Annotated in this window: 22 protein-coding genes and 2 pseudogenes; 2 read left to right on the top strand and 22 right to left on the bottom strand. The window is 56.4% G+C overall.

Features of this window, described 5'->3' with window-relative positions; genetic code table 11:
• Positions 1 to 70 precede the first annotated feature (70 nt).
• A pseudogene (locus tag ACSZO4_RS16555) lies at positions 71 to 394 on the top strand (LuxR C-terminal-related transcriptional regulator); the annotation flags it as partial.
• Positions 395 to 405: 11 nt separating this feature from the next.
• Here ACSZO4_RS16555 and ACSZO4_RS16550 read toward each other — a convergent pair.
• From ACSZO4_RS16550 to mqo, 16 genes are all read right to left on the bottom strand, one after another.
• The gene (locus ACSZO4_RS16550) at positions 406 to 1,452 is read right to left on the bottom strand and encodes a cytochrome c-type biogenesis protein CcmH (protein ID WP_437890122.1); all 1,047 of its coding nucleotides are present in this window, start codon (positions 1,450 to 1,452) and stop codon (positions 406 to 408) included.
• Positions 1,449 to 2,006, bottom strand: coding sequence for a DsbE family thiol:disulfide interchange protein (locus ACSZO4_RS16545; protein WP_437890121.1), 558 nt, complete (start codon positions 2,004 to 2,006; stop codon positions 1,449 to 1,451). The genes ACSZO4_RS16550 and ACSZO4_RS16545 overlap by 4 nt, the downstream gene beginning before the upstream one ends.
• Positions 2,003 to 3,937, bottom strand: a complete 1,935-nt coding sequence (locus tag ACSZO4_RS16540; RefSeq protein WP_437890120.1) for a heme lyase CcmF/NrfE family subunit — start codon at positions 3,935 to 3,937, stop codon at positions 2,003 to 2,005. The genes ACSZO4_RS16545 and ACSZO4_RS16540 overlap by 4 nt, the downstream gene beginning before the upstream one ends.
• Positions 3,934 to 4,413 (bottom strand): cytochrome c maturation protein CcmE, encoded by a 480-nt coding sequence (gene ccmE, locus ACSZO4_RS16535; protein ID WP_437890119.1) that lies wholly within the window; start codon positions 4,411 to 4,413, stop codon positions 3,934 to 3,936. The genes ACSZO4_RS16540 and ccmE overlap by 4 nt, the downstream gene beginning before the upstream one ends.
• Entirely contained in the window at positions 4,410 to 4,613 is a 204-nt protein-coding gene (gene ccmD / locus ACSZO4_RS16530; protein WP_437890118.1) for a heme exporter protein CcmD, read from the bottom strand. The genes ccmE and ccmD overlap by 4 nt, the downstream gene beginning before the upstream one ends.
• The gene (locus tag ACSZO4_RS16525) at positions 4,610 to 5,347 is read right to left on the bottom strand and encodes a heme ABC transporter permease (protein ID WP_437890117.1); all 738 of its coding nucleotides are present in this window, start codon (positions 5,345 to 5,347) and stop codon (positions 4,610 to 4,612) included. Before ACSZO4_RS16525 ends, ccmD begins: the two co-directional genes overlap by 4 nt.
• A 40-nt stretch (positions 5,348 to 5,387) precedes the next feature.
• Entirely contained in the window at positions 5,388 to 6,047 is a 660-nt protein-coding gene (gene ccmB / locus ACSZO4_RS16520; protein ID WP_437890116.1) for a heme exporter protein CcmB, read from the bottom strand.
• Positions 6,044 to 6,664 carry a cytochrome c biogenesis heme-transporting ATPase CcmA gene (gene ccmA, locus ACSZO4_RS16515; protein ID WP_437890115.1) on the bottom strand — a complete coding sequence of 207 codons (621 nt, stop codon included), beginning with the start codon at positions 6,662 to 6,664 and terminating at the stop codon, positions 6,044 to 6,046. Before ccmA ends, ccmB begins: the two co-directional genes overlap by 4 nt.
• Positions 6,665 to 6,689: 25 nt before the next feature.
• Positions 6,690 to 7,289, bottom strand: coding sequence for a cytochrome c-type protein NapC (gene napC, locus ACSZO4_RS16510; protein WP_437890114.1), 600 nt, complete (start codon positions 7,287 to 7,289; stop codon positions 6,690 to 6,692).
• Positions 7,290 to 7,298: 9 nt separating this feature from the next.
• Positions 7,299 to 7,748 (bottom strand): nitrate reductase cytochrome c-type subunit, encoded by a 450-nt coding sequence (gene napB / locus ACSZO4_RS16505; protein WP_437890113.1) that lies wholly within the window; start codon positions 7,746 to 7,748, stop codon positions 7,299 to 7,301.
• Positions 7,745 to 8,488, bottom strand: a complete 744-nt coding sequence (locus tag ACSZO4_RS16500) for a 4Fe-4S binding protein (protein ID WP_437890112.1) — start codon at positions 8,486 to 8,488, stop codon at positions 7,745 to 7,747. The genes napB and ACSZO4_RS16500 overlap by 4 nt, the downstream gene beginning before the upstream one ends.
• A complete protein-coding gene (gene napG / locus ACSZO4_RS16495) occupies positions 8,475 to 9,170 on the bottom strand; it encodes a ferredoxin-type protein NapG (RefSeq protein WP_437890111.1) in 696 nt (231 codons plus the stop codon). Before napG ends, ACSZO4_RS16500 begins: the two co-directional genes overlap by 14 nt.
• A gap of 4 nt (positions 9,171 to 9,174) precedes the next feature.
• On the bottom strand, positions 9,175 to 11,661 hold the full coding sequence (napA, locus tag ACSZO4_RS16490) for a nitrate reductase catalytic subunit NapA (protein ID WP_437890110.1): 2,487 nt from the start codon (positions 11,659 to 11,661) through the stop codon (positions 9,175 to 9,177).
• Positions 11,658 to 11,921 (bottom strand): chaperone NapD, encoded by a 264-nt coding sequence (napD, locus tag ACSZO4_RS16485; RefSeq protein ID WP_437890109.1) that lies wholly within the window; start codon positions 11,919 to 11,921, stop codon positions 11,658 to 11,660. Before napD ends, napA begins: the two co-directional genes overlap by 4 nt.
• On the bottom strand, positions 11,911 to 12,399 hold the full coding sequence (gene napF, locus ACSZO4_RS16480; RefSeq protein WP_437890108.1) for a ferredoxin-type protein NapF: 489 nt from the start codon (positions 12,397 to 12,399) through the stop codon (positions 11,911 to 11,913). Before napF ends, napD begins: the two co-directional genes overlap by 11 nt.
• A 270-nt stretch (positions 12,400 to 12,669) precedes the next feature.
• Entirely contained in the window at positions 12,670 to 14,325 is a 1,656-nt protein-coding gene (mqo, locus tag ACSZO4_RS16475) for a malate dehydrogenase (quinone) (RefSeq protein ID WP_437890107.1), read from the bottom strand.
• 278 nt (positions 14,326 to 14,603) lie between these two features.
• On the opposite strand from mqo, the gene ACSZO4_RS16470 reads away from it, so the two are divergent.
• Complete coding sequence (locus ACSZO4_RS16470) at positions 14,604 to 15,839, top strand: SulP family inorganic anion transporter (RefSeq protein ID WP_437890106.1); 1,236 nt, start codon at positions 14,604 to 14,606, stop codon at positions 15,837 to 15,839.
• On the opposite strand, the gene mgtE is transcribed toward ACSZO4_RS16470, so the two are convergent.
• From mgtE to ompC, 6 genes and pseudogenes are all read right to left on the bottom strand, one after another.
• On the bottom strand, positions 15,802 to 17,238 hold the full coding sequence (gene mgtE / locus ACSZO4_RS16465; RefSeq protein WP_437890105.1) for a magnesium transporter: 1,437 nt from the start codon (positions 17,236 to 17,238) through the stop codon (positions 15,802 to 15,804). The genes ACSZO4_RS16470 and mgtE overlap by 38 nt on opposite strands.
• A 125-nt stretch (positions 17,239 to 17,363) precedes the next feature.
• Complete coding sequence (locus tag ACSZO4_RS16460) at positions 17,364 to 19,007, bottom strand: multidrug ABC transporter permease/ATP-binding protein (RefSeq protein ID WP_437890104.1); 1,644 nt, start codon at positions 19,005 to 19,007, stop codon at positions 17,364 to 17,366.
• A gap of 73 nt (positions 19,008 to 19,080) precedes the next feature.
• Positions 19,081 to 19,731: pseudogene (gene alkB, locus ACSZO4_RS16455) on the bottom strand (DNA oxidative demethylase AlkB).
• Positions 19,731 to 20,810, bottom strand: a complete 1,080-nt coding sequence (gene ada / locus ACSZO4_RS16450) for a bifunctional DNA-binding transcriptional regulator/O6-methylguanine-DNA methyltransferase Ada (RefSeq protein ID WP_437890103.1) — start codon at positions 20,808 to 20,810, stop codon at positions 19,731 to 19,733. The pseudogene alkB and the gene ada overlap by 1 nt, the downstream one beginning before the upstream one ends.
• Positions 20,811 to 20,882: 72 nt before the next feature.
• A complete protein-coding gene (apbE, locus tag ACSZO4_RS16445) occupies positions 20,883 to 21,926 on the bottom strand; it encodes an FAD:protein FMN transferase ApbE (protein WP_437890102.1) in 1,044 nt (347 codons plus the stop codon).
• Between the two features lie 114 nt (positions 21,927 to 22,040).
• Complete coding sequence (ompC, locus tag ACSZO4_RS16440) at positions 22,041 to 23,159, bottom strand: porin OmpC (RefSeq protein WP_437890101.1); 1,119 nt, start codon at positions 23,157 to 23,159, stop codon at positions 22,041 to 22,043.
• Positions 23,160 to 23,884: the final 725 nt, after the last annotated feature.

Raw genomic sequence — 23,884 nt, 5'->3', positions numbered from 1 at the left:
GGGCATCGTGAAAAATCTATGGCAAAGAAAGCCTTATGTTCTCATAACTGACGATTAAATCGCACCTTCCTTAAAAGACAGCGATCCCGAAACTCTGCTGGCGCAGCTGCGTACCGGAGCCGCCGGGAAAGATGTTTTCAGCGAGAGCGTTGAGCAGTATCTGAGGGAACGCAGACCGGGCGGTGACGCCAGCGATCCCTTTGACCAGTTGACCGGGCGCGAACTGGACGTGCTGCACGAACTGGCCCACGGCCTGTCGAATAAGCAGATCGCCATAGCGCTGGCGATCACCGAACAAACCACCAAGGTGCACATTCGCAATATTCTGCGCAAACTCGATGTCCGTTCGCGTATGGCAGCCGTCATTCTTTTTCTGCAAAAGCGGGGCCTGTAGCCCCCAGGGTGTTATGACCCTTTGAGCTGTAATGCCGCCGCCTGCGCAATGCTGCGCTCGATCACCTCACGGCGCGTATCTTTTTCCGGCAACAGCCTGAGCATGTTTTGCCAGGCCGCTATCGCCTCCTCGTAGCGCTGCTGTTCAAAGGCGTTGAAGGCAAAGAGGCTGAGCGCCCGCACGTTGGTGCGATCGTGGTTAATCAACTGACGTAACAGGTCGCTGCCCTGCTGCGTATCTTCCGGGTCGGAAGAACGGGTCAGCGCCTCGGCCCAGGCCAGGGCCTCCTCGGTATTATCCGGCGCCTGCGCATACGCGCGGCCAAATGCCTGAATGGCGGTCTCCGCCTCTCCCAGAGCGATGCCTACCCTGCCTAACATCACCCAGCCTTCAACGTTTTCAGGATCCTGTTGCAGGCGTGAACGCAGTCCCAGCCTGAGCCGCGCCATCTCTTCCCGATCCAGCGCTCTGGCATCCGGGGTTAGCGCCCGCTCAAGCAGCGCTGGCGTTTCGGCTTTCACCTGCTGCCAGTCGCGCAACTGGGTGTATCCGCCCACAAGGATGTAACAGACGGCACTGCCCGCAAGCGCAATCACAACGCCGGGCAGCAGCAGCCATGGATGACCTGGCTCAGAAGAGACGACGGAGGGCTCCACCGGTACAGGCTCTGAAAAGCGTTGCCTGCGACGGGATCGCGCAACGATAACCCCGCCTCCTGCCACAATCACCGCCAGCGGGGATAACCACAGCAGCATTGTCAGCGGAGTTAATGGCGGATCGTAGGTCACGAAATTGCCATATCGCGCGACCATATAGTCGACGATTTCCGCTTTACTCCTGCCCTGCTGCATGAGCTCGAACACCTTCTGGCGCATATCGGTGGCAATCATCGCATTCGAGTCGGCGATGCTGTTGTTCTGGCATTTCGGACAGCGCAGCTCCGCCGTCAGCTGACGAAACTGCTGCTCCTGGGCTTCATCACGAAAAGCAAACAGATCCGTTGAGGCGCAGGTCGACATCGCGATAAGCAGGCCGAAGATGGCAAAAAGCACTCTCATTGTTGCACCTCCTTGCTGTAGCGTTCCCAGAGCGGTTTGAGCTCCTGCTCCCAGACGCGGGGATTCAGATCGCCGGCATGTCGGTAGCGAATGATGCCTTTTGCGTCGATCAGGAAGGTTTCCGGCGCACCGTATACCCCCAGATCCAACCCCAGCATGCCGTCGCCATCAAACAGGCTAATCACATAGGGGTTGCCCAGCGCCTTCAGCCAGTCGATGGCTTTTTGTCGATCATCTTTGTAGTTCATGCCCACTACCCGCACGCCCTGGGCGGCAAGCGAGTTCAGATACTGATGCTCGGCGCGACAGGTCGGGCACCAGGTCGCCCAGACGTTGAGCAACACCGGTTTGCCCTGGGTTAAATCAGCAGCCGAATAGTGCCGGGCAGGGTCATCCAGCGCCGGGAGCTGAAAAGCAGGCAACGGCTTGCCGGTAAGCGCAGACTCAAGGGCGTGCGGATCCTCCCCCTGGGCATTGCGCGCCAGCTGCCAGAGCAGGACGGCGGCAATCACCAGAAACAGCACAAAAGGGATCAGCAGAAGAGGACGTTTCATGCAGAAACCTCCTGTCGCGACTGACGCGCCCGGTAGCGTCCATCCAGCAGGCTTAACAGGCCGCCGAGCGCCATCAGGATCCCACCGGCCCAGATCCAGCGCACAAAAGGTTTGTAGTACAGTCGAACCGCCCACGCGCCTGGCGCCAGTTCTTCACCCAACGCGGCATACAAATCGCGGGTTACGCCAGCGTCAATCGCCGCTTCGGTCATCATGGCGCGACTGCTGTTGTAGAAACGTTTTTCCGCATACAGCCTGGCCTCCGGCTTACCGTCACGAGTGATATCAATCCTCGCCACCCCGCCCCGGTAGTTCGGTCCGTTCAGCTCCTGAACCTCACGGAAGGTAAAGGTATACTGGCGAATGTTGACGCTGTCGCCCGCCGTCATGCGCACGTCGCGCTCGATGCTGTAATTCTGGCTAAAGGCAATCCCCACCACCATCACCGCCACCCCGAGATGGGCAACCACCATTCCCCAGTAGCTCAGCGGCAACGGCAGCTTGCGGCGTAAACGCAGCCGCACTTCCAGCAGCGACAGCACGATTATCCAGACCGCCATCGCCAGACCGACCGCGGTCATTGCCACAATACGATCCTGGAAATACCAGGGTAAAAAGCCGGAGAGCAGCAGCGTGCTCAGGAGGCTTACCCACAGCCATTTTTTGATATTTGCTGGCCGGTCCCTTCCCCAGCGAACGTGCGGCGCGATGCCGAGCAGGAGGGCAAATGGGGCCATCAGCACGCTAAACAGCAGGTTAAAAAAGGGCTCGCCAATTGAAATACTGCCCATTCCGAGCTGCCTGTGCACCAGCGGCAGCAGCGTGCCAAGCAGCACGACCAGCATGCCGGCAAACAGCAGAACGTTGTTAGCCAGCAGAAAGGACTCCCGCGACCAGAGGGCATTATTGACCCGCGATCGGATGCGATGGCCGCGCAGAGCGAACAGCAGTAGCGATCCGCCGATAACCGCCACCATGAAAGTGAGGATAAACATCCCGCGCGCCGGATCTGAGGCGAATGCGTGAACCGACACCAGCACCCCGGATCGCACCAGGAAGGTACCCAGCAGGCAGAGGGAAAACGCGCAAATGGAGAGTAGCAGCGTCCAGACTTTGAAACTGGCGCGTTGCTCAGTCACCGCCAGAGAGTGCATTAATGCTGTCCCCACCAGCCAGGGCATCAAAGATGCATTTTCTACCGGGTCCCAGAACCACCAGCCTCCCCAGCCCAGCTCGTAGTAAGCCCAGGCCGAGCCCAGCACGATGCCAAGGGTGAGGAATATCCAGGCGGCCAGCGTCCAGGGGCGCGAATACCGGGCCATCTCGCTGTCCAGCCTGCCACTCATCAGCGCCGCGATGGCAAACGCAAAGGCGACGGAGAAACCGACATACCCCATGTAGAGCAGCGGGGGATGAAAAATAAGTCCGATATCCTGCAACAGCGGATTTAAATCCCGCCCTTCGATCGGGAAATCCGGCAGCGTCCGGCGAAACGGATTAGAGGTAAAGAGGATGAACAGCAGGAAGCCGGTGCTCACCATCCCCATCACCGACAGCGCCCGCGCCACAAAATCCAGCGGCATGTTGCCACTAAACAGCGCCAGCGCAAATATCCAGCCGCTCATCAACAGCATCCAGAGCAGGAGTGAGCCTTCATGCGCCCCCCATGTTGCAGCAATCCGATAGCCCAACGGCAGCTGGGTATTCGAGTTACTGGCAACATAGGCCATACTAAAGTCGTTGATCACAAAGGCGTTAACCAGCAGCAGAAAAGCCCCCGACACCAGTAAAAAAAGCAGCCAGGCGAACGGGCGCGAGGAGGCCATCAGCCGGGCATCGCCGCGCGCGACGCCCAACAACGGGTAGAATGACAGTAAGAGCGCCGCACCAAGCGCCAGACAGAGCAGCGCGTTGCCAGTCTCCGGCATCATGACGCATTTTCCTTCTCACCCGTTACCGGCTGGTGATGGTTGCGCTCCATCGCTTTACTGACCTCCGGGGGGGTGTAGTTTTCATCATGCTTCGCCAGAACTTCCTGCGCGACAATATGGTTGCCGTTTTCCAGCCGCCCCTGCACCACCACGCCCTGCCCTTCACGGAACAGATCCGGGAGGATCCCTTCGTAGCTGACGTCAACGACGCCACGGGCGTCATACATGCTGAACGTCACCTTCAGCGAGTCAGCATCCCGTTTGACGCTGCCCGGCATCACCATGCCGCCGCAGCGCAAACGCTGGCCCGGCGCGGGGATCTCCTGCGTCTGCTCTTTACCGTAGAGAATTTCACCTGGGGTATAGAAGAGATCGATATTGGCGCGTAACGCGTAAAGCACCAGCGCGAAGGTGACGCCCAGCCCCACCAGCAACAAACTGGCCATCCACAGACGGTTTTTGCGGCGAAGATTCATTGCGCCTCCCTGCGACGCAAGCGGATTTCCCGTGACTCAATTCGGCGAATTTCACGCAAGAGCGTGCGCCGTTGCAGCTTGATATGCACCACAAGGCACACCAACGGTATGAGGGTAAACGCCACCGCCAGCCAGACAAAAAAGGCATAGCCGCCCATGGCGAAAAATGCCGACCAGGAGGAAAACGCGCTCATCATCATCCCTCACCTCGCAGATTGAGCATCTCTCGCACCCACGGGCGACGGCGTTCCAGCAGCAACAGCAGATTGCGCATGCGGGCAAGCGTCAGGGTGATAAAAAGCAGGAAGAAGCCGACAATCGCCCAGCGCAGCGGGCTGCGCATCGCCGGGTCAATACTTTGCTGCATGCGTGTTGAGCCCTGATGCAGGGTATTCCACCACTCAACGGAGTAGTGAATGATGGGGAGATTGATCACCCCAACCAGCACCAGAATGCCCATCGCCCGCCCGGCCAGGCGACGATCGTCAAACGCGCACCACAGTGCAATGGCCCCAATATAGAGGAACAGCAGCACCAGCTCAGAGGTGAGCCGGGCATCCCAGACCCACCATGCGCCCCACATCGGTTTTCCCCATGCCGCACCGGTTGTCAGCGCAATAAAGGTGTAGACCGCACCGACGGGGGCCATTGCCGCCACGGCAAGGTTGGCGGTTTTTATCTGCCACACCAGGCCAATAAATGCGGCAACCGCCATCGAGGCGTAGATCCCCATAGACCAAATAGCTGCAGGCACATGCAGATAGATAATGCGGTAGCTTTGCCCCTGCTGCGCATCCACCGGGGCAAAACCAAAGCCCCAGATCCATCCTGTCGCCAGAACGATAACGCTTGCCGCCGCAAGCCAGGGAATGGCGCGACCACAGAGCTGGTAAAGCCGTGGGGGCAGAGCCCATTGATGAAGAGTTTTCCACATAATCCGTCACATCACAGTCAGATATCGGTTAAGACCCGGCTTACTGCATACTGATACGCAGGGCAGCCGCCGTCATAAAAGGACTCAGGGTCGCGCTACCCACAAGCATTGCTCCCAGAACAGCAAAATATCCCTGAACCGGCAGATGCAGCGATGCCGCATCCATTGCCGCCGTCGCAAAAATAAGTAAGGGGATGGTGAGCGGCAACACCAGCACGCTCAGCAAAACGCCGCCCTTTTTAAGCCCCACCGTCAGCGCAACGCCTGGAGCGCCTAAAAAGCTCAGGGTGGGTGTGCCAAGCAGTAACGTCAGCGCCATAACCTGCCAGCCGTAGACATCCATCCCCAGCAGCAGCGCCGCCAGAGGGGAAAGCAGCAGCAATGGCAGTCCTGTCACCATCCAGTGCGCGAGGATTCTCGCCAGCACCACCGCAGGTAGCGGCAGCGGCAACAGCAGCAACTGTTCAAGGCTGCCGTCCTGCAGGTCGTCACGAAACAGCCTGTCCAGCGCTAACAGCGAGGCCAGCAGCGCAGCGACCCAGATAACTCCCGAAGAAATGCGCGCCAGCAGCAGTGGCTCGGGTCCAATACTCAGGGGGAAGAGGGTGATAACAATCAGGAAAAACCACAGAGGGTTCGCCATGTCCGCAACGTGGCGAAACGCGATGCGTAGCTCTTTACGAAAGACTCGCCACATCATAAAGCACGCTCCCCGCCGACAAGCGCAATACGGCGCACGTTGACGTCAGGCACGTTAAGTAGTTGATGGGTAGTAAGAATGATGGCGCCGCCCAGTGCAACATGCTGTTCCATACGCCGGGTCATTGATGCCACCCCGCAGGCATCAATGGCGGTGAAGGGTTCGTCGAGCACCCAGAGTGCTGCGCGGCTTAGCCATAAACGCGCGAGGGCGACACGCCGCGCCTGACCGGCCGAAAGCTGCTGCACCTGTACATCCTCAAACCCCGCCAGCCCGGCCTGCTCAAGCGCCTCAATGCAATGTACCTCGTCGCCGTCAGGGTGGAAAAAACGCAGATTTTCCAGCGCGCTCAGACGCCCCTGAACGCCGGGTTTATGCCCAATCCACAGCAGCTGCTGATGATAGTCTTCCCGGCCTCGCGCAATCGGCTGTCCCTGCCAGCGCACTTCGCCGCCGTCAGGACGTGAAAGCCCGGTCAGGATGCGCAGCAGCGTGGTTTTACCTGCGCCGTTGCCCCCGGTTATCTGCACCCAGTCACCTGCGTCAACACGGAACGACAGCCCGCAAAAGAGCGGCCTGTCATCACGTTCACTGCTGAGTTTTACGGCTTCAAGCATGGGTACTCACTTTATAAACATCCTGTCAAAATCCCCGGTGTTCTTCACGCATGTCCGGCAATTTATGCGCAATCCCTTTGTGGCAATCAATGCAAGTTTGCCCCTTTTCCACCGCCTGGTCATGCATTTTTGCCGCAACGCTTTTCTGTGCCGTCACATCCATATACTCAAAGTTATGGCAGTTGCGGCACTCCTGAGAGTTGTTTTTTTTCATACGCCGCCATTCATTTTGCGCCATCTCCAGACGATGAGATTCGAATTTCTGCGGCGTATCAATCACCCCAAACACTTTTGAGTACAGCTCTTTGCTGGCCTGAATCTTGCGGATCATCTTGGGCACAAACTCGTGCGGGACATGGCAGTCCGGGCAGGTGGCGCGCACTCCGCTACGGTTGCTGTAGTGTGCCGTCTCAAGATATTCCTGATAGACGTTTTCACGCATTTCGTGACAGCTAATACAAAATGCTTCGCTGTTGCTCATTTCCATGGTCTTGTTAAAACTGCCGAGAAACACCACGCCGCCGATAAAACCGATGATCAGCAGAGTGCCCAGCGCGAGACGACTGGGGCGGCGAAACCACTGCCAGAGCCGCAGGATGACACCCGGCTTTGTTTTTTTGTCCATAGCCACCTCTTATTTCCCGAACCCTTTAGAAGGCACAAATGTGTTGTCGATAATCGGCGTGGCGTTGGTTTGCGGCACGTGACATTGCAGGCAAAAATAACGCTGCGCAGACACCCCGGACTGCACATTCCCTGAGGCATCCATAAAATGGGTCGGGCTGACGCGCGGCGCCCCCGTTGCACGGTAGCTCTCCACGCCGTGGCATTGCAGGCAGCGGTTGGTGTTGATGCTCACCTGGTAGCCATCCACGCTGTGCGGGATCATCGGCGGTTGATTGACGTAGTTGAGCGGTAGTAACGACTGCTCTTTTGGCGTGCGGATGGTCTCTTTCGCCGTCACGGACACCTCCGGTGACTGACTCAAATCCATCCCACCTGCCCCCCAGGAGACGGTACTGACGGCCAGAATCAGCACGGCCATCCAGTGGCTCAACGCTTTTATCACGACATGGCTTTTCATGGTTTTGCTCCCCTGTTCCATCGAATTGTTATTTTAAAAACCTCTTGCGGGCAGACATCCACGCAGCGTCCACAGGTCATGCACTCTTTCGCTGTAACCCAGGCCGGGCTGCGGTCATCCAGCACCGGCGCGCGCAGAACCTGCGGCTCAGGACAGACGTGAAAACAGTCCATACATCGGGTGCATTTCGCCCGCGCGGGCGCCGTCACCCTGAGCACGCTCTGCTGGCCTGTCACCGCATACAGCGCCCCGGTCGGGCAGAGATGCCCGCACCAGCCGTGCTCAACCACCAGCAAATCAAACAAAAACAGCGCCAGCAGCAGGTAGCGCAGATGCCGCGGCAAGCTGGCGGAGGCGGTCAGTCCCAGCCGACGTCGCAGCCATGCAGCAGCATCGGTAACCGGGTTAAGCGGGCAGACCCAGCCGCAAAACAGCCGCTTACCCGCCAGGGCATAGCCGAGAATCACGATGAGCGCCCCCGTCAACGCAAGCGTCGCGGGCAAGTGACCGCTCACCAGGCTTTGCAGCGCCATCAACGGATCGGTCAGCGGCACGCTGTCGAGCAGAAGGCTGCCGCTGTAGTTACCGCGAAGCACCCACACTCCCGCATAAGGCCCGCTCAGAAACAGCCCCAGCACCGTGAACTGGCAGAGCCTGCGCAGCAGCAGCCAGGGGTAGCTGCGCCACACGCCCTTGCACTGCCGGGCTTCACGGCCTGCATCACGTTTATGACTGGCCATCGTTCGCCTCCAGCCAGCTGAAGCGGTAGTGATTACCCACTTCACCTTTCGCCAGCCCGCGCGGCAGGACTTTGATGGCGGGTTGTTCCAGCACGCAGGCCTGTTCACATTTCCCGCAGCCGGTACAGGCGCTGCTGTGCACCACCGGCAGAAAACGTGCGTGTTTACCGGTTCGCAGGTTAGGTTCGGCCTCAAGCGTAATGGCCTCATCCATCAACGGGCACATCCGGAAACATACGTCGCAACGTAAGCCCTGAAAATTCAGACAGCTCTCCTGATCCAGCAGCACCGCCAGCCCCATCTTTGCGTCATTGATGGACGCGAGTTCCCGGTCAAGCGCGCCGCTGGGGCAGGCCCTGGCGCAGGGGATCTCTTCGCACATCTCGCAGGGGATATCCCGTGCCACGAAGTAAGGGGTTCCCGCTGACAGACCCGAAGCCAGGGTCGCCAGTTTTAACGTCTGGTACGGACAGGCCTGGACACACTGCCCACAGCGCACGCAGGCGCGTGAAAATGACGTCTCCTCCAGCGCCCCCGGCGGGCGCAGCCGCACACCTGTGGCGCGTGCCGTCTGCTGTTGTAACGCAAGCACCACCCCGACGGCCGCCAGCCCAACGGCTGAGCGCCCGATGTCGCGCAAAAAGCGGCGACGGGCAGGCTGGCGTTTGCGGTCACGGAACACGACGCTACGCCTTCATCACTTTGACGGCGCACTTCTTGAAATCCGTCTCTTTTGACAGCGGATCGGTGGCGTCCAGGGTCAGGTTATTGACCAGTTGGGCCGCATCGAAGAACGGCATAAAGACCAGCCCCTGCGGCACGCGGTTGCGGCCACGGGTCTCGACGATGGAAATCACTTCCCCCCGGCGGGAGACGATTTTGACTTTGTCGCCGCGGCGCAGATTACGCGCTTTCGCATCCAGCGGATGGATAAACAGCACCGCCTGCGGGAAGGCACGGTGCAACTCCTCCACGCGGCGGGTCATGCTGCCGGTGTGCCAGTGTTCCAGCACTCGCCCGGTGGAGAGCCACAAATCGTATTCCGCATCCGGCGCTTCGGCTGCGGGTTCAAAGGGCAGCGCGAAGATAACCGCTTTGCCGTCGGGTTTGCCGTAGAACTGGAACCCGGCGCCAGCTTTCACATACGGATCGTTGCCTTCGCTGTAACGCCACTGGGTCTCTTTCCCGTTAACCACCGGCCAGCGCAACCCACGCGCCTTGTGGTAGTCGTCAAAGGGGGCCAGATCGTGCCCGTGGCCACGGCCAAAGGCGGCGTACTCTTCGAACAACCCTTTTTGCAGGTAGAACCCCAGCTCGCGGGATTCATCGTTGAGTTGCCCTTCCGCAAGCTCAGTGACCGGGAACCGGGTCACCGCCTTGTTGGCAAAGAGCACGTCAAACAGGGTCTTACCCCGATAATCCGGCTTCTGGGCCAGTAATTCCTCGGGCCAGACCTCTTCGGTTTTGAAACGACGGGCAAAGTGCACCAGTTGCCAGAGATCGGATTTCGCCTCACCGGGTGCTTTGATTTGCTGACGCCAGAACTGGGTACGGCGCTCAGCATTACCGTACGCCCCCTCTTTTTCCACCCACATCGCGGTGGGCAGAATCAGGTCAGCCGCCAGCGCGCTGACGGTGGGATAAGGGTCGGAGACGATGATGAAGTTACGCGGGTCACGCCATCCAGGCATTCGCTCGCCATTAATGTTTGGGCCGCCCTGCATATTGTTGTTGCACATCACCCAGTAGACGTTGAGCTTGCCGTCTTTTAACGCCCGATCCTGAGCAACCGCATGGAGACCCACTTTTGCCGGCAAGGTGCCGCCCGGAAGCTGCCACATCTTTTCGGTGATATCGCGGTGTTTGTCGTTGGTAACGACCATATCGGCAGGCAGGCGGTGGGAGAAGGTCCCGACTTCACGGGCCGTACCGCACGCCGAAGGTTGCCCGGTCAGCGAGAAAGGTCCACAGCCTGGCTTAGATATTTTGCCGGTCAGCAGGTGCAGGTTGTAGACGAGGTTGTTGGCCCAGACGCCGCGCGTATGCTGGTTAAAGCCCATCGTCCAGTAGGAGATAACCTTCTTATCCGGATCCGCATAGAGCTGGGCCAGTTTCACTAACTGGTCCGGCGATACGCCGCTCATTTGCGCCGTTTTTTCCAGCGTGTACTCCGCCACGAAGGCTTTGTACTCGTCAAAACTCATCGGCTCAGACGCATCCGACCCGGGATTTTTCGCCTCTTTTTCCAGTGGATGGGTTGGACGCAGGCCATAGCCGATATCCGTCACCCCTTTTCGCAGGTTGACGTGTCTGGCGAGGAAATCCTGATTCACCGCGTTGTTCTGGATGATGTAGTTGGCAATGTAGTTAAGGATGACCAGATCGCTTTGCGGCGTGAAGACCATACCGTTGTCCGCCAGCTCAAAGCTACGGTGTTCAAAGGTAGAGAGCACCGCAACATTGACGTCCGGATTCGACAGACGGCGGTTGGTGATACGCGACCATAAAATGGGGTGCATCTCTGCCATATTGGCACCCCACAAAACAAAGGCGTCGGCCTGTTCGATATCGTCGTAGCACCCCATCGGCTCATCCATGCCGAAAGTGCGCATAAAGCCCACGACCGCCGAGGCCATACAGTGGCGGGCGTTAGGGTCGATGTTATTGGAACGAAAACCGGCTTTAAACAGCTTGGAAGCGGCGTAGCCTTCCCAGATAGTCCACTGCCCGGAGCCAAACATGCCAATGGATCCTGGCCCGTTGGTTTTCAGCGCGGTCTTGAATTTCTCCTCCATCACATCGAAGGCCTGATCCCAGGAGATGGGGGTAAACTCCCCTTCTTTGCTGTACTGACCGTTGGTCATTCGCAGCATCGGTTGGGTAAGACGGTCTTTTCCGTACATGATTTTGGGCAGAAAGTAGCCCTTAATGCAGTTCAGCCCGCGGTTAACCGGGGCCTCAGGATCGCCCTGACTGGCAACAATGCGTCCATTCTGCGTCCCCACCAGCACACCGCAACCAGTACCGCAGAAACGGCACGGCGCTTTATCCCACTTGATGGCGTCTTGCTGGCCGACCACCGCACGGGCAACGCCCGGCACGCTTATTCCGGCGGCAACCGCCGCGGCCGCAACGGCGTTCGCTTTCATAAAGCTACGACGACTGAGTTTCATGGCGTTTCCTCACTCTGTTCATCCTGCTGGTGATAAACCAGCGAAACCGCCAGTACACCCGCAACGTTGCGTACCGACTCAATAGTATCCAGCAGCGTGCGGCTGTGTTCCGCTTCTGCCACCACAATCAGGGTGCCGCGCTCCGCTTCGCTTAACGCCACCTCACAACCGGGCAGCGCGTTCAGCTGTGCGCTGACGGCGGGAATGAGCGCCGTCCGGGTCTGCACAATCAGGCTACAAACCTGCCAGCTAGTGGGCATGGACGTTCTCCATTCGAATTACCGACGCAGGACAGGTGGCTACGCATGCGCCGCAGCCCGTGCAGTCGTCACTGACAGCCGCAGGCTGCCAGATACCGTCCGTCGTTGGCAGAAACGTAATAGCCCCAACCTCGCAGCTGTCCTGGCAGCGGCGACACTCGACGGCCTGTCTTGCCAGGCACCCTTGCCCGATAACGCTTTTAAGCCACCAGGGACGTGTGGCCTGAGGCAGGAACAGCGAGGCGGGACATGCCTGCGCGCAGGCATAGCAAAACAGACATTCACCAGCATCAAAACGGATAACGGGAACGCCACGAGGACCTGGCTGTAACAAGGCATATTCACAGGCATCCACACAGGCGTGGCAGGCGGTACAGCGCGTTGAAAAGAGGCTTTCGTCTCCGCTCCATGGCGGATAAAGGGGATTCAGCGCTGCTTTCCCCCCGGTAAAAAAACGGCGTCGGGTCACATCAACCATAAAATCGTCCTTGCAAGGCTGTACCGCGTCTTTACCTGAAGCAAAGACCACTTTATTTATACGTGTTAGGTGTGATGCGTACGTTATGGGATGACGGGGGGTAAATGCATACCTCAATGGAGGTAAATGTCGTATCAGGATCAAGGAATGGCATCATTAACCTGAGGAAGTGTCAGTCCGGTCACAGTCTCATATCCGGACTGTCCTCGGAGGAAGAGGCCAATGAGGAAAATCAGGAGGAAAAAAACCTGCCGAAGCAGGTTTTAAGGATTACAGAGCGATATCAGCAACCGTTTCGTTATCAGCAGGCTGCGGATGCGTTGGTTTACGCACCGGAGGCGTTGCGTCAGCTACCATCGATTCGTCGCATTTCAGCCCCAGAACACGGCTGGTGTAATGCAACTCCTGATTGGCAGCATCGGTGTTACCGTCCAGTTGCACGCCGAGGAAAGGAATGATCTTTTTGAGGGTTGCCTGCCACTCGAGCGAGGCCATTTTTTCCGGGAACACTTTTTCCAGCAGTTCAATCATGATCGGCGCGGCCGTTGAGGCGCCAGGCGATGCGCCCAGTAGCGCGGCGATGGTGCCCTCTTTGTCGCTCACCACTTCGGTTCCCAGACGCAGAACGCCGCGTTGCTTACCGTTGCGTTTGATTATCTGCACTCGCTGCCCAGCCTGCCACAGGCGCCAGTCTTCCTTATTCGCCAGCGGATAGTATTCGCAGAGCGCATCAAAACGATCGTCCTCGTTCTGCAACACCTGGCCGACGAGGTATTTTACGAGGCCAAAGTTGGTCAGCCCGACACTCACCATTGGCAGGAAGTTGGCGCTGTTGGTCGCCCCCAGCAGATCCCACAATGAGCCATTTTTCAAAAAACGGGTCGAGAAGGTGGCGAAGGGTCCGAACAGCACCACGCGTTTACCATCGATAATGCGGGTATCGATATGCGGCACCGACATCGGCGGCGCGCCAACGGAAGCCTGACCATAAACTTTCGCCAGATGGTGGTTCACCACATCCGGGTTTTCCGATACCAGGAACTGACCGCCGACCGGGAAACCGGCATAGTCTGCAGCCTCGGTAATACCCGACTCCTGCAACAATTTCAGTGCAGCGCCACCGGCGCCAATGAAGATAAACTTCGTCTTCACCACCTGCTCCAGACCGCTGTTTTTGCTGGCAATAGTCACATTCCAGCTGTTGTCAGCGTTGCGCTTAATAGCCCGGACTTCGCTACCCAGTTGCAGGGAGAAATTCTCGTTTTTCTGCAATGAGGAAATCAACTGGCGGGTTATCTCGCCGAAGTTGACGTCAGTGCCGATTTCCGTACGCGTGGCGGCAACTTTCTGCTGCGGGTCGCGCCCGTCCATCACCAGCGGCGCCCACTGACGGATTTGGTCGTGGTTTTCGGAATAACGCATGCCGTGGAATAACGAACTTTGTTGCAGCGCCTTGTAGCGCGCGCGCAGGAAGTTAACGTTTTCATCGCCCCACACCAGGCTCATATGCGGCACGGTATTAATAAACGAGCGCGGCTCGTTGAGCACACCGGTCTCCACCTGATGCGCCCAGAACTGACGAGAGATACGAAACGCTTCGTTGATCTCAATCGCCTTTTTAATACTGATGGAACCGTCCTGGTTTTGCGGGGTGTAGTTCAGTTCCATTAACGCGGCGTGCCCTGTACCGGCATTGTTCCAGCCGTTAGAGCTTTCTTCCGCCAGGGCATCCAGCCGTTCGACCATGGTGATTGTCCAGTCGGGCTCCAGTTCCTGGAGGTAGGTCCCCAACGTGGCACTCATGATCCCACCACCGATTAAAAGCACATCCGTTTCCTGCTCTTTCGACGCGTTAGCTTTTGCCGCCGCTGAGACAGCATTAAGCCCGACAGCCATCGAAAACAGCTTGGCAGTCATTTTTTTCATAATGTTAATGCCTTACTTTTAGTGCTGCTTTATTAGCATTTATCGCGGGTAAACTCGTTAGCGGATCTAACCTAGCACTTAAAACTGCGTTTTTAAATAATGTTTAAAGATTAAATAGTCATTATATAAATGTTACTAATAAGTTGCGTTTTCGCATTAAAAATAACCATTTTTGCTGGCAATATGCGCTGATTAACAGTAGTATTTTGCCCCTTAATAAAACCGGGGCATTCATATCCTTTTCTTATGCTTTCGGCCAACCTCCTGTCCAAAAAGTTATGTCAGAAAAAATAAACTGTTCCTCAGGTCGCGTGAGCGATGTCCTGCGCTCGCCGCAACTGCTGACGCGTGAAGCACTGGCCGGCGTCATTACCGCCCTGGCGCTGATTCCGGAAGTGATTTCATTCTCGGTGATAGCCGGTGTCGACCCCACCGTCAGCCTGCTGGCATCGGTGGTACTGTGTATTGGCATGTCGTTTTTGGGTGGTCGTCCGGCGATGGTGACGGCGGCGGCAGGTTCAGTGGCGCTGGTGATTGGCCCCATGGTCCATCAACACGGTGTGGCCTATATTCTGCCCGCGGTGGTGATGGCCGGGATCATTCAGATTGTGTTTGGCCTCACCCGGATGGCGCGGCTGATGCGCTTTATCCCACCGTCGGTGATGAGCGGGTTCGTCAACGCGCTGGGTATATTGATTTTCTTTGCCCAGGTGCCGCACTTCTGGACGCGCGACCTACTGATCCTCGGCCTTTTTGTCCTCACGCTGTTGATAGTATTGTGGTGGCCTCGTTGGGTGAAAAGCATCCCGGCGCCGCTGGTCGCCATTGTCGTCCTGACTCTGTTTACCGTTTTCAGTGGGCAAATTCTGCCAACCGTCGGTGATGAAGGCCCAATGCAGGGCGGGCTACCGGGCTTTACCCAGTGGCTGGTGCCCTTTAACCTGCAAACTCTGGCCATTATCTGGCCCTGCGCGCTCAGTATCGCCTTTGTGGGATTGCTGGAATCCCTGCTCACCGCGCGGCTGGTGGATGACATCACCCACACCCCGTCCAGCAAAAGTCGTGAAAGCACCGGGCTGGGCATTGCTAATATTCTGGCCGGGTTCTATGGCGGGATTGCGGGCTGTGCAATGATAGGTCAAACCATCGTTAACGTGGAGATGGGCAAGGGACACAGCCGGCTATCAACGGCGGTTGCAGGCCTGGTGCTGCTGTTACTGGTCACGGCGTTAAGCAACGTGATGGCCAAAATTCCGATGGTGGTGCTGGCCGGAATTATGGTTATTGTGGCCTGTAAAACCTTTAGCTGGAAAAGCCTGCAACCCGCGACACTGCAACAGGCTCCGCTGGCAGAAACCCTGGTGATGCTTGTGACGGTGGCGGCCACCATCAGCACCGATAATCTGGCGATTGGCGTGGTGGCCGGGCTTATCGCGATGGTGATATTGCCCGCCCGTCTGCATAAAAAGCGTGGCGCTACAGCAGAAAAATCGTCGCCAGCCCGAGAAAAATAAAGAAGCCTCCGGTGTCGGTGATAGCGGTAATCAATACGCTTGATCCGACCGCCGGATCGCGACCGAAACGCATCATGGTCATCGGGATAAGCACCCCCATCAGCGCCGCAACCAGCAGGTTCAGGATCATCGCCAGCGTCATCACGCCGCCAAGCGCGATATCGTCATAAAGCAGCCAGGTTACGCCTCCCATAATCCCGCCCCATACCAGACCATTAATCAGCGCAACGCCCACTTCACGCAGGATCAAAAAGCGAAAGTTGCCAGCCGTGATGGTTTGCAGCGCCAGGGCGCGAACAATCATGGTAATGGTCTGGTTACCGGTGTTGCCGCCAATACCCGCCACAATCGGCATCAGAGACGCCAGCGCCACCAGCTGTGAAATCGTGTGCTCAAAGCCATCGATCACCCTTGAAGCAATAAATGCCGTGCACAGATTAATCGCCAGCCATGCCCAGCGATTTTTGACCGCTCGGGTCACAGGGGCAAAGACATCTTCTTCACTGCTCAGACCGCCCATCCGCCGCAGGTCGTTATCGGTCTCTTCATAAACCACGTCGACTATCTCATCAATCGTCAGACGGCCGAGGAGCTTGCCATCGGCCTCCACCACCGCAGCGCTGATCAGATTGTCACGTTCAAAGGTGCGGGCAGCCACTTGCGCGTTCTCATGGGGTGAGAAAACCACCGGTTCGGTATTCATCACCTCTTCAACACGCCGGTCGCTGGCGTTCAGCAGGATCGTTTGCAGCCCCAGTTCACCGACCAGGATATCATCACGCCCGGCAACGAAGAGCTTATCGGTGTTTTCCGGCATCCTGCCAAGCTGGCGTAAATAGCGCTGAACGGTTTCCAGGGTCACATCCGGGCGAACGGTTATCACCTCAAACTCCATGATCGCCCCAACGCAGTCCTCGTCGTAGCGCATCACCTGAAGCACACGGGAGCGCTCTTTGGCAGGCAGCGTGGCGAGAAGTCTTCCCGTCAGGTTGCGCGGCAGATGCTGGACCAGCCAAATCTGTTCGTCGATATCGAGGGTTTCAAGGGTATCAAGCAGCGCTTTGTCGCTCATCTCATCAATGAGATCTTCCCAGACGCTTTCCGAGGCCTCGAACAGGATCTTGCCCCGTTTCTCATCCCCGACTATTCGCCACAATGCATGACGCGCATCCACCGGCAACCCTTCCAGGGTGTCGGCTAAATCCGGCGGCGGCAGATGAGCGACCAGCGCCTGTACTTCGCTGATATCTGCCGCAAGTTTGTCGGCACCGACCTGCTCCGCCAGCGTCAGTTCACCCAACAAAGTGGCAGTCAGCGTTTTATGGGTGGTGAGGAGCCATATCAGACGCGCACGTTCCTGATCGCGTAAGCGGGCGCTCTTTTTGGTTACAACAGACATGTCATCTTCCCTGCAATAATTCCGGCAGGTTTAAGCATAGCGGCAGGATGTGTAAAAAAAACTAAACAAGTGGCGCGAGTGGCGAAAAAGCAGTCTGCGCCCGCTAAAAAAGAGGGCGCATATTATCAGGCGGTACGGGCAACGGCATCCCGGGAGGCGAGCGCGCGCTCTTCCCCCGTTAATTCGCTGAGCTTGCCGTTACGCATCTCCAGCAAACGATCGGCATGAATAAAGTAGTGGTCGTCATGGCTGATAGCGAAAATGGTTTTGCCCATCTCCTGCATCAGCGGCAGCAACACCTGATAGAACTCGCGGCGGAAATGCGGATCCTGGTCAGCGGCCCACTCATCAAGCAGCAGGATCTCACGCTCTTCCGCCAGCGCCAGCAGCAGCGCCACACGCTTTTTCTGCCCTTTGGAGAGTTTCAGATCGAGAATTTTGCCGTCTTTCAGTTCCAGCTTATGCGACATCTTCAGCTGTTGCAGCCATTTGTCCACCAGCGCCGGGTCAGCCTCTTTCCCCTGCGGCCCTAACAGCTGATCAAACAGCCAGACATCGGTAAATACCGCCGAGAACATCTTGCGATAATCTTCTGGTTTCTCCTGCGCCAGCGGTACGCCATCGAGCAGAATGTCACCCGATACCGGCTGGTACAACCCGGTCAGTAACATCGCCAGCGTAGATTTACCGCTGCCATTACCGCCAATCAGGAAGACCAGTTCACCGCGCTTAAGGGTCATATTGACGGGCCCCACCGAGAAGGAATTGTCCTGATAGGTAAAGGTCACATCGCGCAGCTCCAGGGTCTGCCAGTTTGGGTATGTCTGCGGGCGAGGGAATTCAGCTTTGTAAGGCGCCAGCGAAAATTGCTTGAGTTTGTTGAACGCCACCTGCGCGCTTAGCAGCGTTGGCAGCGCGCCAACCGCGGAAAGCAAAGGAGTACGCAGGAACAGCAGTGTCAGCGAGTAAGTGGCGGCCACGTTGGTGTCCGCCCAGCCCAGACCGTTCGCCATCCAGAAGACCAGGCCAATGGCCCCCAGCATCATGATATTCGACCAGTTTACCGCGCTCAGATGGAAGGTATCGGCGCGAATAATATGGTGACGATTCTCACGCGCGTCCGGCAGATAATGCTGGTCGAAAATATGCTCAGCGCGCTCGCGGTTAAGGGTTAACTCTTTGCGCCCTTCCAGCACGGTCTGAAAATCGTTGTACAGCTTGTCTTCTGTTTCACGCAGCGTTGCCATATGTTTATAGACGCGTGACACCAGCACAAAACCGCCCCAGATGGTCAGCGCCATCCACAACGCGGTGATCACCAGCATTTTGGTCGATAGCCACGCCAGGTAGGCCGATGCGCCCACCGTCAGGATGATCCCCTGCACCAGCTCCGGTAAACGAACGAAAGCAATGGTGATATTACGGACATCGCTGGTCAGCCCGGCGAGCAATGACGCGCTACCGAGTTTTTCAATACGCTCAACGGGCGTGTCGAGAATACGCTTGATAAATTCACCGCGCATCCGGTAGACAAAATGATGACCGAGGGTGGTTAAGGCCAGCTGTGAACCGAGGGTGACCGCCATTAATAACAGCAGCAGTCCAAGGAATTCCGGCAACACGCTTATCGAGATATCGACGTTTTCGATTAAACGCAGATTAATAAAGGCGATAAGCCCGATACCCAGTGCGGCACTGACCAGCGTCAAGGCGAGGACGGCGATAAAAGGCCAGCGATACTGACGCCAGACCAGCAGGAGAAGTTCCATAGTAACAACCTGTAAACATAAACAGCCCGCAGTTTAAACGGCTGGTTATTTACATCAAGAATAATTCTTATTTTTATTCAACCTTTCTGGCCTGGCGAAAAGTGAGGTTATACCGGCAGGAACCCGTTGCCGGATGATGGCCAGGCTTAAGGGGAGAAATACCGTGATAGAAGAGTCGGGATGCGCCACCCCACACCACCACATCGCCATGTTCCAGCATCAACCGCTGTACGGGATCGCTGCGCTTAAGCCCGCCAAACTGAAAAACAGCCGCCAGCCCTAAGGAGACGGAAACAATGGGGGCACGTAGGTCCGGTTCATCTTTATCCTGATGAAGTGACAGTTTTGCGCCAGGGGTTTAGCAGTTAATAAGGCAGGCATCCGGCCTGAACTCAGGGTAGCCCGCAGCCACCGCCGCCGCATGGCAGACCAGGCTAAAGGCCGCAGGCATGGCAGGCCAGGGGTTGCCGGTTTGCGGATCAATGGCCGAATAGAGATAGCCTCTGGCATCAGTTGCCCAGCCAAGATCCCCGCAGTTGCTCATCGCCACCGACATGCGGTACCCGCTAGGGGTCACCATATGCCGCAGCGGCGATTGCGCACTAACCTGGTCGATACCACTGAGCAATGCTGTGGACTGCGCCTGGGCAAAGCTGCGCAGCACAACAGCGCCTGGCGCCAGCGCTTCCTGCCAGGGCTCTTCATCGGCAAACAGATCCAGCATTAAGGCTCCTTAGCGTCAGATTCACTTTGTAACAACCGCGCTTTACGCGTCGCTCCCCAGCGATAACCCGAAAGCCCGCCATCGGCCCGAACCACGCGATGACAGGGAATGACGATCGCCAGTTTATTTGCCGCGCAGGCGCTGGCAACCGCCCGCACGGCGTTAGGTTTACCGATGGTTTCCGCCAGCGTCCGGTAGCTGATTGTTTCACCAGGCGCAATGGCGCGCAGCGCCTGCCAGACCTGGAGCTGAAAAGCCGTGCCGCGTAAATCCAGAGGCAACGTAAAAGGCGCATGGGGATCGTTGAGGCGTTGCACGACCTGCGCGACACGCTGCATAAAGCGCTCACTCCCAGGCTCCCGCTGGGCATGCGGGAAGATTTGCTGTAATTCCGCCAGCAATGCCTCTTCGCTGTCGGCCAGCAGGACCGCGCAAATGCCTCGCTCACTCTCCGCGACCAGACAGTGGCCCAATGTGCAGTGGCTGAAGGCGTAGCGCACGGCCAGATCGTTACCGCCCCGCCGGTACTGTTTTGCGGTCATCCCCAGTGCTGCATCAGCCTGCCGGTAGTAGCTGCTGTTATCCGGAAATCCCGCCGCCAGTACGGCTTCGGTAATGGTCGTACTTTGAGACAAGCTATTTTGCAGTCGCCTGGCGCGAAAGGCCAGTTGCCAGTTTTTCGGCGTCATACCGGTGACGGCTTTAAACAACCGATGAAAATGCCACGGGCTCATCGCCACCGCATCAGCCAGTTGTTCAAGTGTGACAGACTGCCCCTGCTCCAGCAGACGGCAGGCTTTTTCCACTTTATCCCGCCGTTGTTGCTGCGGGTCCGTCTTATCAGGCTGGCAGCGCTTACAGGGGCGATATCCGGCAGCAAGGGCGGAGGAAACATCGGGATAAAACGCAACATTGCCGCGAAGTGGCTGGCGCGAGCGGCAAGACGGACGACAGAAAATGCCGGTCGTGCGCACCGCAAAAACAAACCGCCCGTCATAGCGCCCGTCACGCTGGCAAACCGCCTGCCAGCGTTGTTCGTCAGTAAGCGATGTAGCAGAAATTGATGCGGGTGTTTTCATCTCAGGCTCCTCTTTCAGGTCTGGCCTCACAACGCCCGTTAACCCGGACGAAAAAACCCGCATTCTTGCGGTTTAATTTTTCTCGCTTAGCAGAAAAGCGGAAAACTGCGGCGACATCCATGTTGTAAAGCGATCGCCCTCACGACTGATCATATAGACCGCGAGTCCTTCCCGCTGCACCACCGCCTGCGCTTTTTCTTTACCCAGCACCATCAGCCCGGTGTCCCAGGCGTCCGCTTCCAGGGCCGTAGGGGCAATAACAGTGACAGAGACCAGCTTATGCTCGACAGGCCGACCGGTTTGCGGATCGATAACATGCGAAATACGTTTACCGTCCAGCTCATAGTAATTGCGGTAGTTGCCCGAGGTGCTGATCCCGTGGCCATTAATATCGACGATCGCCTGCACTGCATTTTCGCTGTCCGTCGGTTTCTGGATGGCAACCCGCCAGGCAGTCCCCTGAGCGTTCATCCCACGGCTCACCAGAGCGCCCCCCACCGACACCAGATAACGCGAGATCCCCTCCTGCTCCATCAGACGGGCAAGATGATCGGCGGCATAACCCTCCCCCACCGTGGAAAGATCAACATAGAGATCCGCTAAATCTTTTTGCAGAAACTGTTGCTGCGCCTGATTAATCACCCGTAGATGCTGTAACCCGGTGCGCGCTTTCGCCGTGTCGATCTGCGACTGATCCGGGGTTTTCACCGGTTGCTTGTCCGGGCCGAATCCCCACAGGTTAACCAGCGGCCCAACCGTAATATCCATCGCACCCTCGGTTTTTGCCCCCACCCGCAATGCGGTGGTGACAATATCGGCCATCGCTTCACTGACAGGCCAGGGTTCAAGGCTTGTGGAATCATTAAAGCGCATCAGCGCGGAATCGGACTTCCAGGTCGACAATAGCTGATCATCACCGTCAAGCCGCGCCTGAATTTTCACCCGCAGGGCCTGCGCTCGTTCTGCCGTGATGGCAGGCGTACTGACGCGCCAGAACGTGCCCATGGTTTTGCCTTCCAGCACGCTTTGCTGCTCTGCCGCGGGCGGTGCAGGATCGCACCCGGTCAATAATGTCAGCGCCAGCAATATGCCTGCACGCCAGAAATGTAACGTCATTGCGTGATTCTCCCTACATTCAGAACGCAAGAGTACACCAGAATGCCCCTGAATCAGGCAGATCTCAGGCATAAAAAAAGGGGCCGGATGGCCCCTTGGTACAAAGTGTAAAACTTAGAACTGGTAAACCACACCCAGGGCAACAACATCATCGGTGTTGGTGCCAGTACGACGGGTGAAGGAGTTCTCATCCAGCAGGTTGATTTTGTAATCAACGTAGGTAGACATGTTTTTGTTGAAGTAGTAAGTCGCGCCAACATCAACATATTTCAGCAGATCCTGATCGCCGTAGCTGCGGGTGCCGTTGCTAACATCTTTACCTTTGGATTGCAGGTAAGCGATGGACGGACGCAGACCAAAGTCGAACTGGTACTGCGCAACCACTTCAAAGTTCTGCGCTTTGTTAGCAAAACCGTAGTAACGGGTATCACCGTTAGACTTACCAAAGCGGGTCGCGTTATAAGTCTGGGAGTATTGCGCAGCCAGGTAGATGTTGTTCGCATCATATTTCAGGCCGCCGGTGTAAACGTCAGCACGATCGCCGCTACCGTAGACGCCAGCAGCGTTCTGATCGGCAGTACGTTTGGAGCTGGATGCCGCAGCACCTGCGCTGAAGCCTGCGCCCAGATCATAAGTTACAGAAGCACCGTAGCCGTCACCGTTCTGGTTCAGAGTGCTGCGGCCATCGTTGTTTTCACCGTTGCTGCTGCCGTTTTTTCCCTGATATTGCAGCGCAAAGTTCAGGCCATCAACCAGACCGAAGAAGTCGGTGTTACGGTAAGTTGCTACGCCATTCGCACGGGACTGCATGAAGTTGTCCGCGCCATAGGTATCACCGCCGAATTCCGGCAGTACGTCAGTCCAGGACGTTACATCATAGATAACGCCATAGTTACGACCGTAGTCCAGAGAGCCGGCATCGCCAACACGCACACCAGCAAATGCAAGACGTGTTTTGGAGGTGTTGTCGCCTTCGGCGTCGTTACCAGACACTTCATATTCCCACTGACCAAAGCCAGTGATCTGATCATTTACCTGGGTTTCGCCCTTAATACCGAAACGCACGTAAGTCTGATCACCGTCGTTGCCAGCGTTATCAGAAAAATAGTGAAGACCTGCTACTTTGCCGTACAAATCTAATTTGTTGCTGTCTTTGTTGTAAATTTCTGCTGCATTTGCAGTACCCGCTACCAGCAGTGCTGGCACCAGGAGGGACAGTGCTTTAACTTTCATGTTATTAACCCTCTGTTATATGCATTTTTATCGCCACTGCTTGCTGATTAAATCCTCTAACCAGCCAGCTATTTCATTCTCCTTAAAAATACAGAATAATCCAATAAGAATATGATACGAAAATTTTGAAGGTGTTTCATATTTAACATAAATGTTTCATTTTGTAAATTACAGGGAACTATTTTAAGCACAAATAGCTAATAATTACCGCACAAATAATCAAGATATAATATAATTTACTTTAAAATCATCAAGTTACATGAAATCACATTTTTAGCACTGAATGCAAAACCTTGAGCGTAAATCGCCACTAATATAATTAACGCTATCATCATTAACTTTATTTATTACCGTCATTCAATTCTGAATGTCTATTTACCCCTCTTATGACCGAATGCTCTGCATTCGGTTTTTTTTACCTTTCTTTACGAAGAGAGTTATTCACTCAAAAAATCAACAATTTGTAATGACTATTAATTAATCAACAACAACAGCAGAAAATTACAACGAGTAGCATGCAGTCATTATTTTCTTGTTATTTTGTGCGATTTACCGCAGCCAGGCGGGAAATATTGTCGGAATTACGCACAAATTGCTCATTTTTTATCGTTAAGGTAAAAAATCCACTTTTCATTTCCCCCCCAGCGACTTAGGGAAGGTGCGATTTAATCGTCAGTTATGAGAACATAAGGCTTTCTTTGCCATAGATTTTTCACGATGCCCGC

Source organism: Phytobacter sp. V91, assembly GCF_965644225.1.
Taxonomy (GTDB): Bacteria; Pseudomonadota; Gammaproteobacteria; order Enterobacterales; family Enterobacteriaceae; genus CBFFRJ01.
This window is presented reverse-complemented; position numbering and strand designations above follow the sequence as displayed.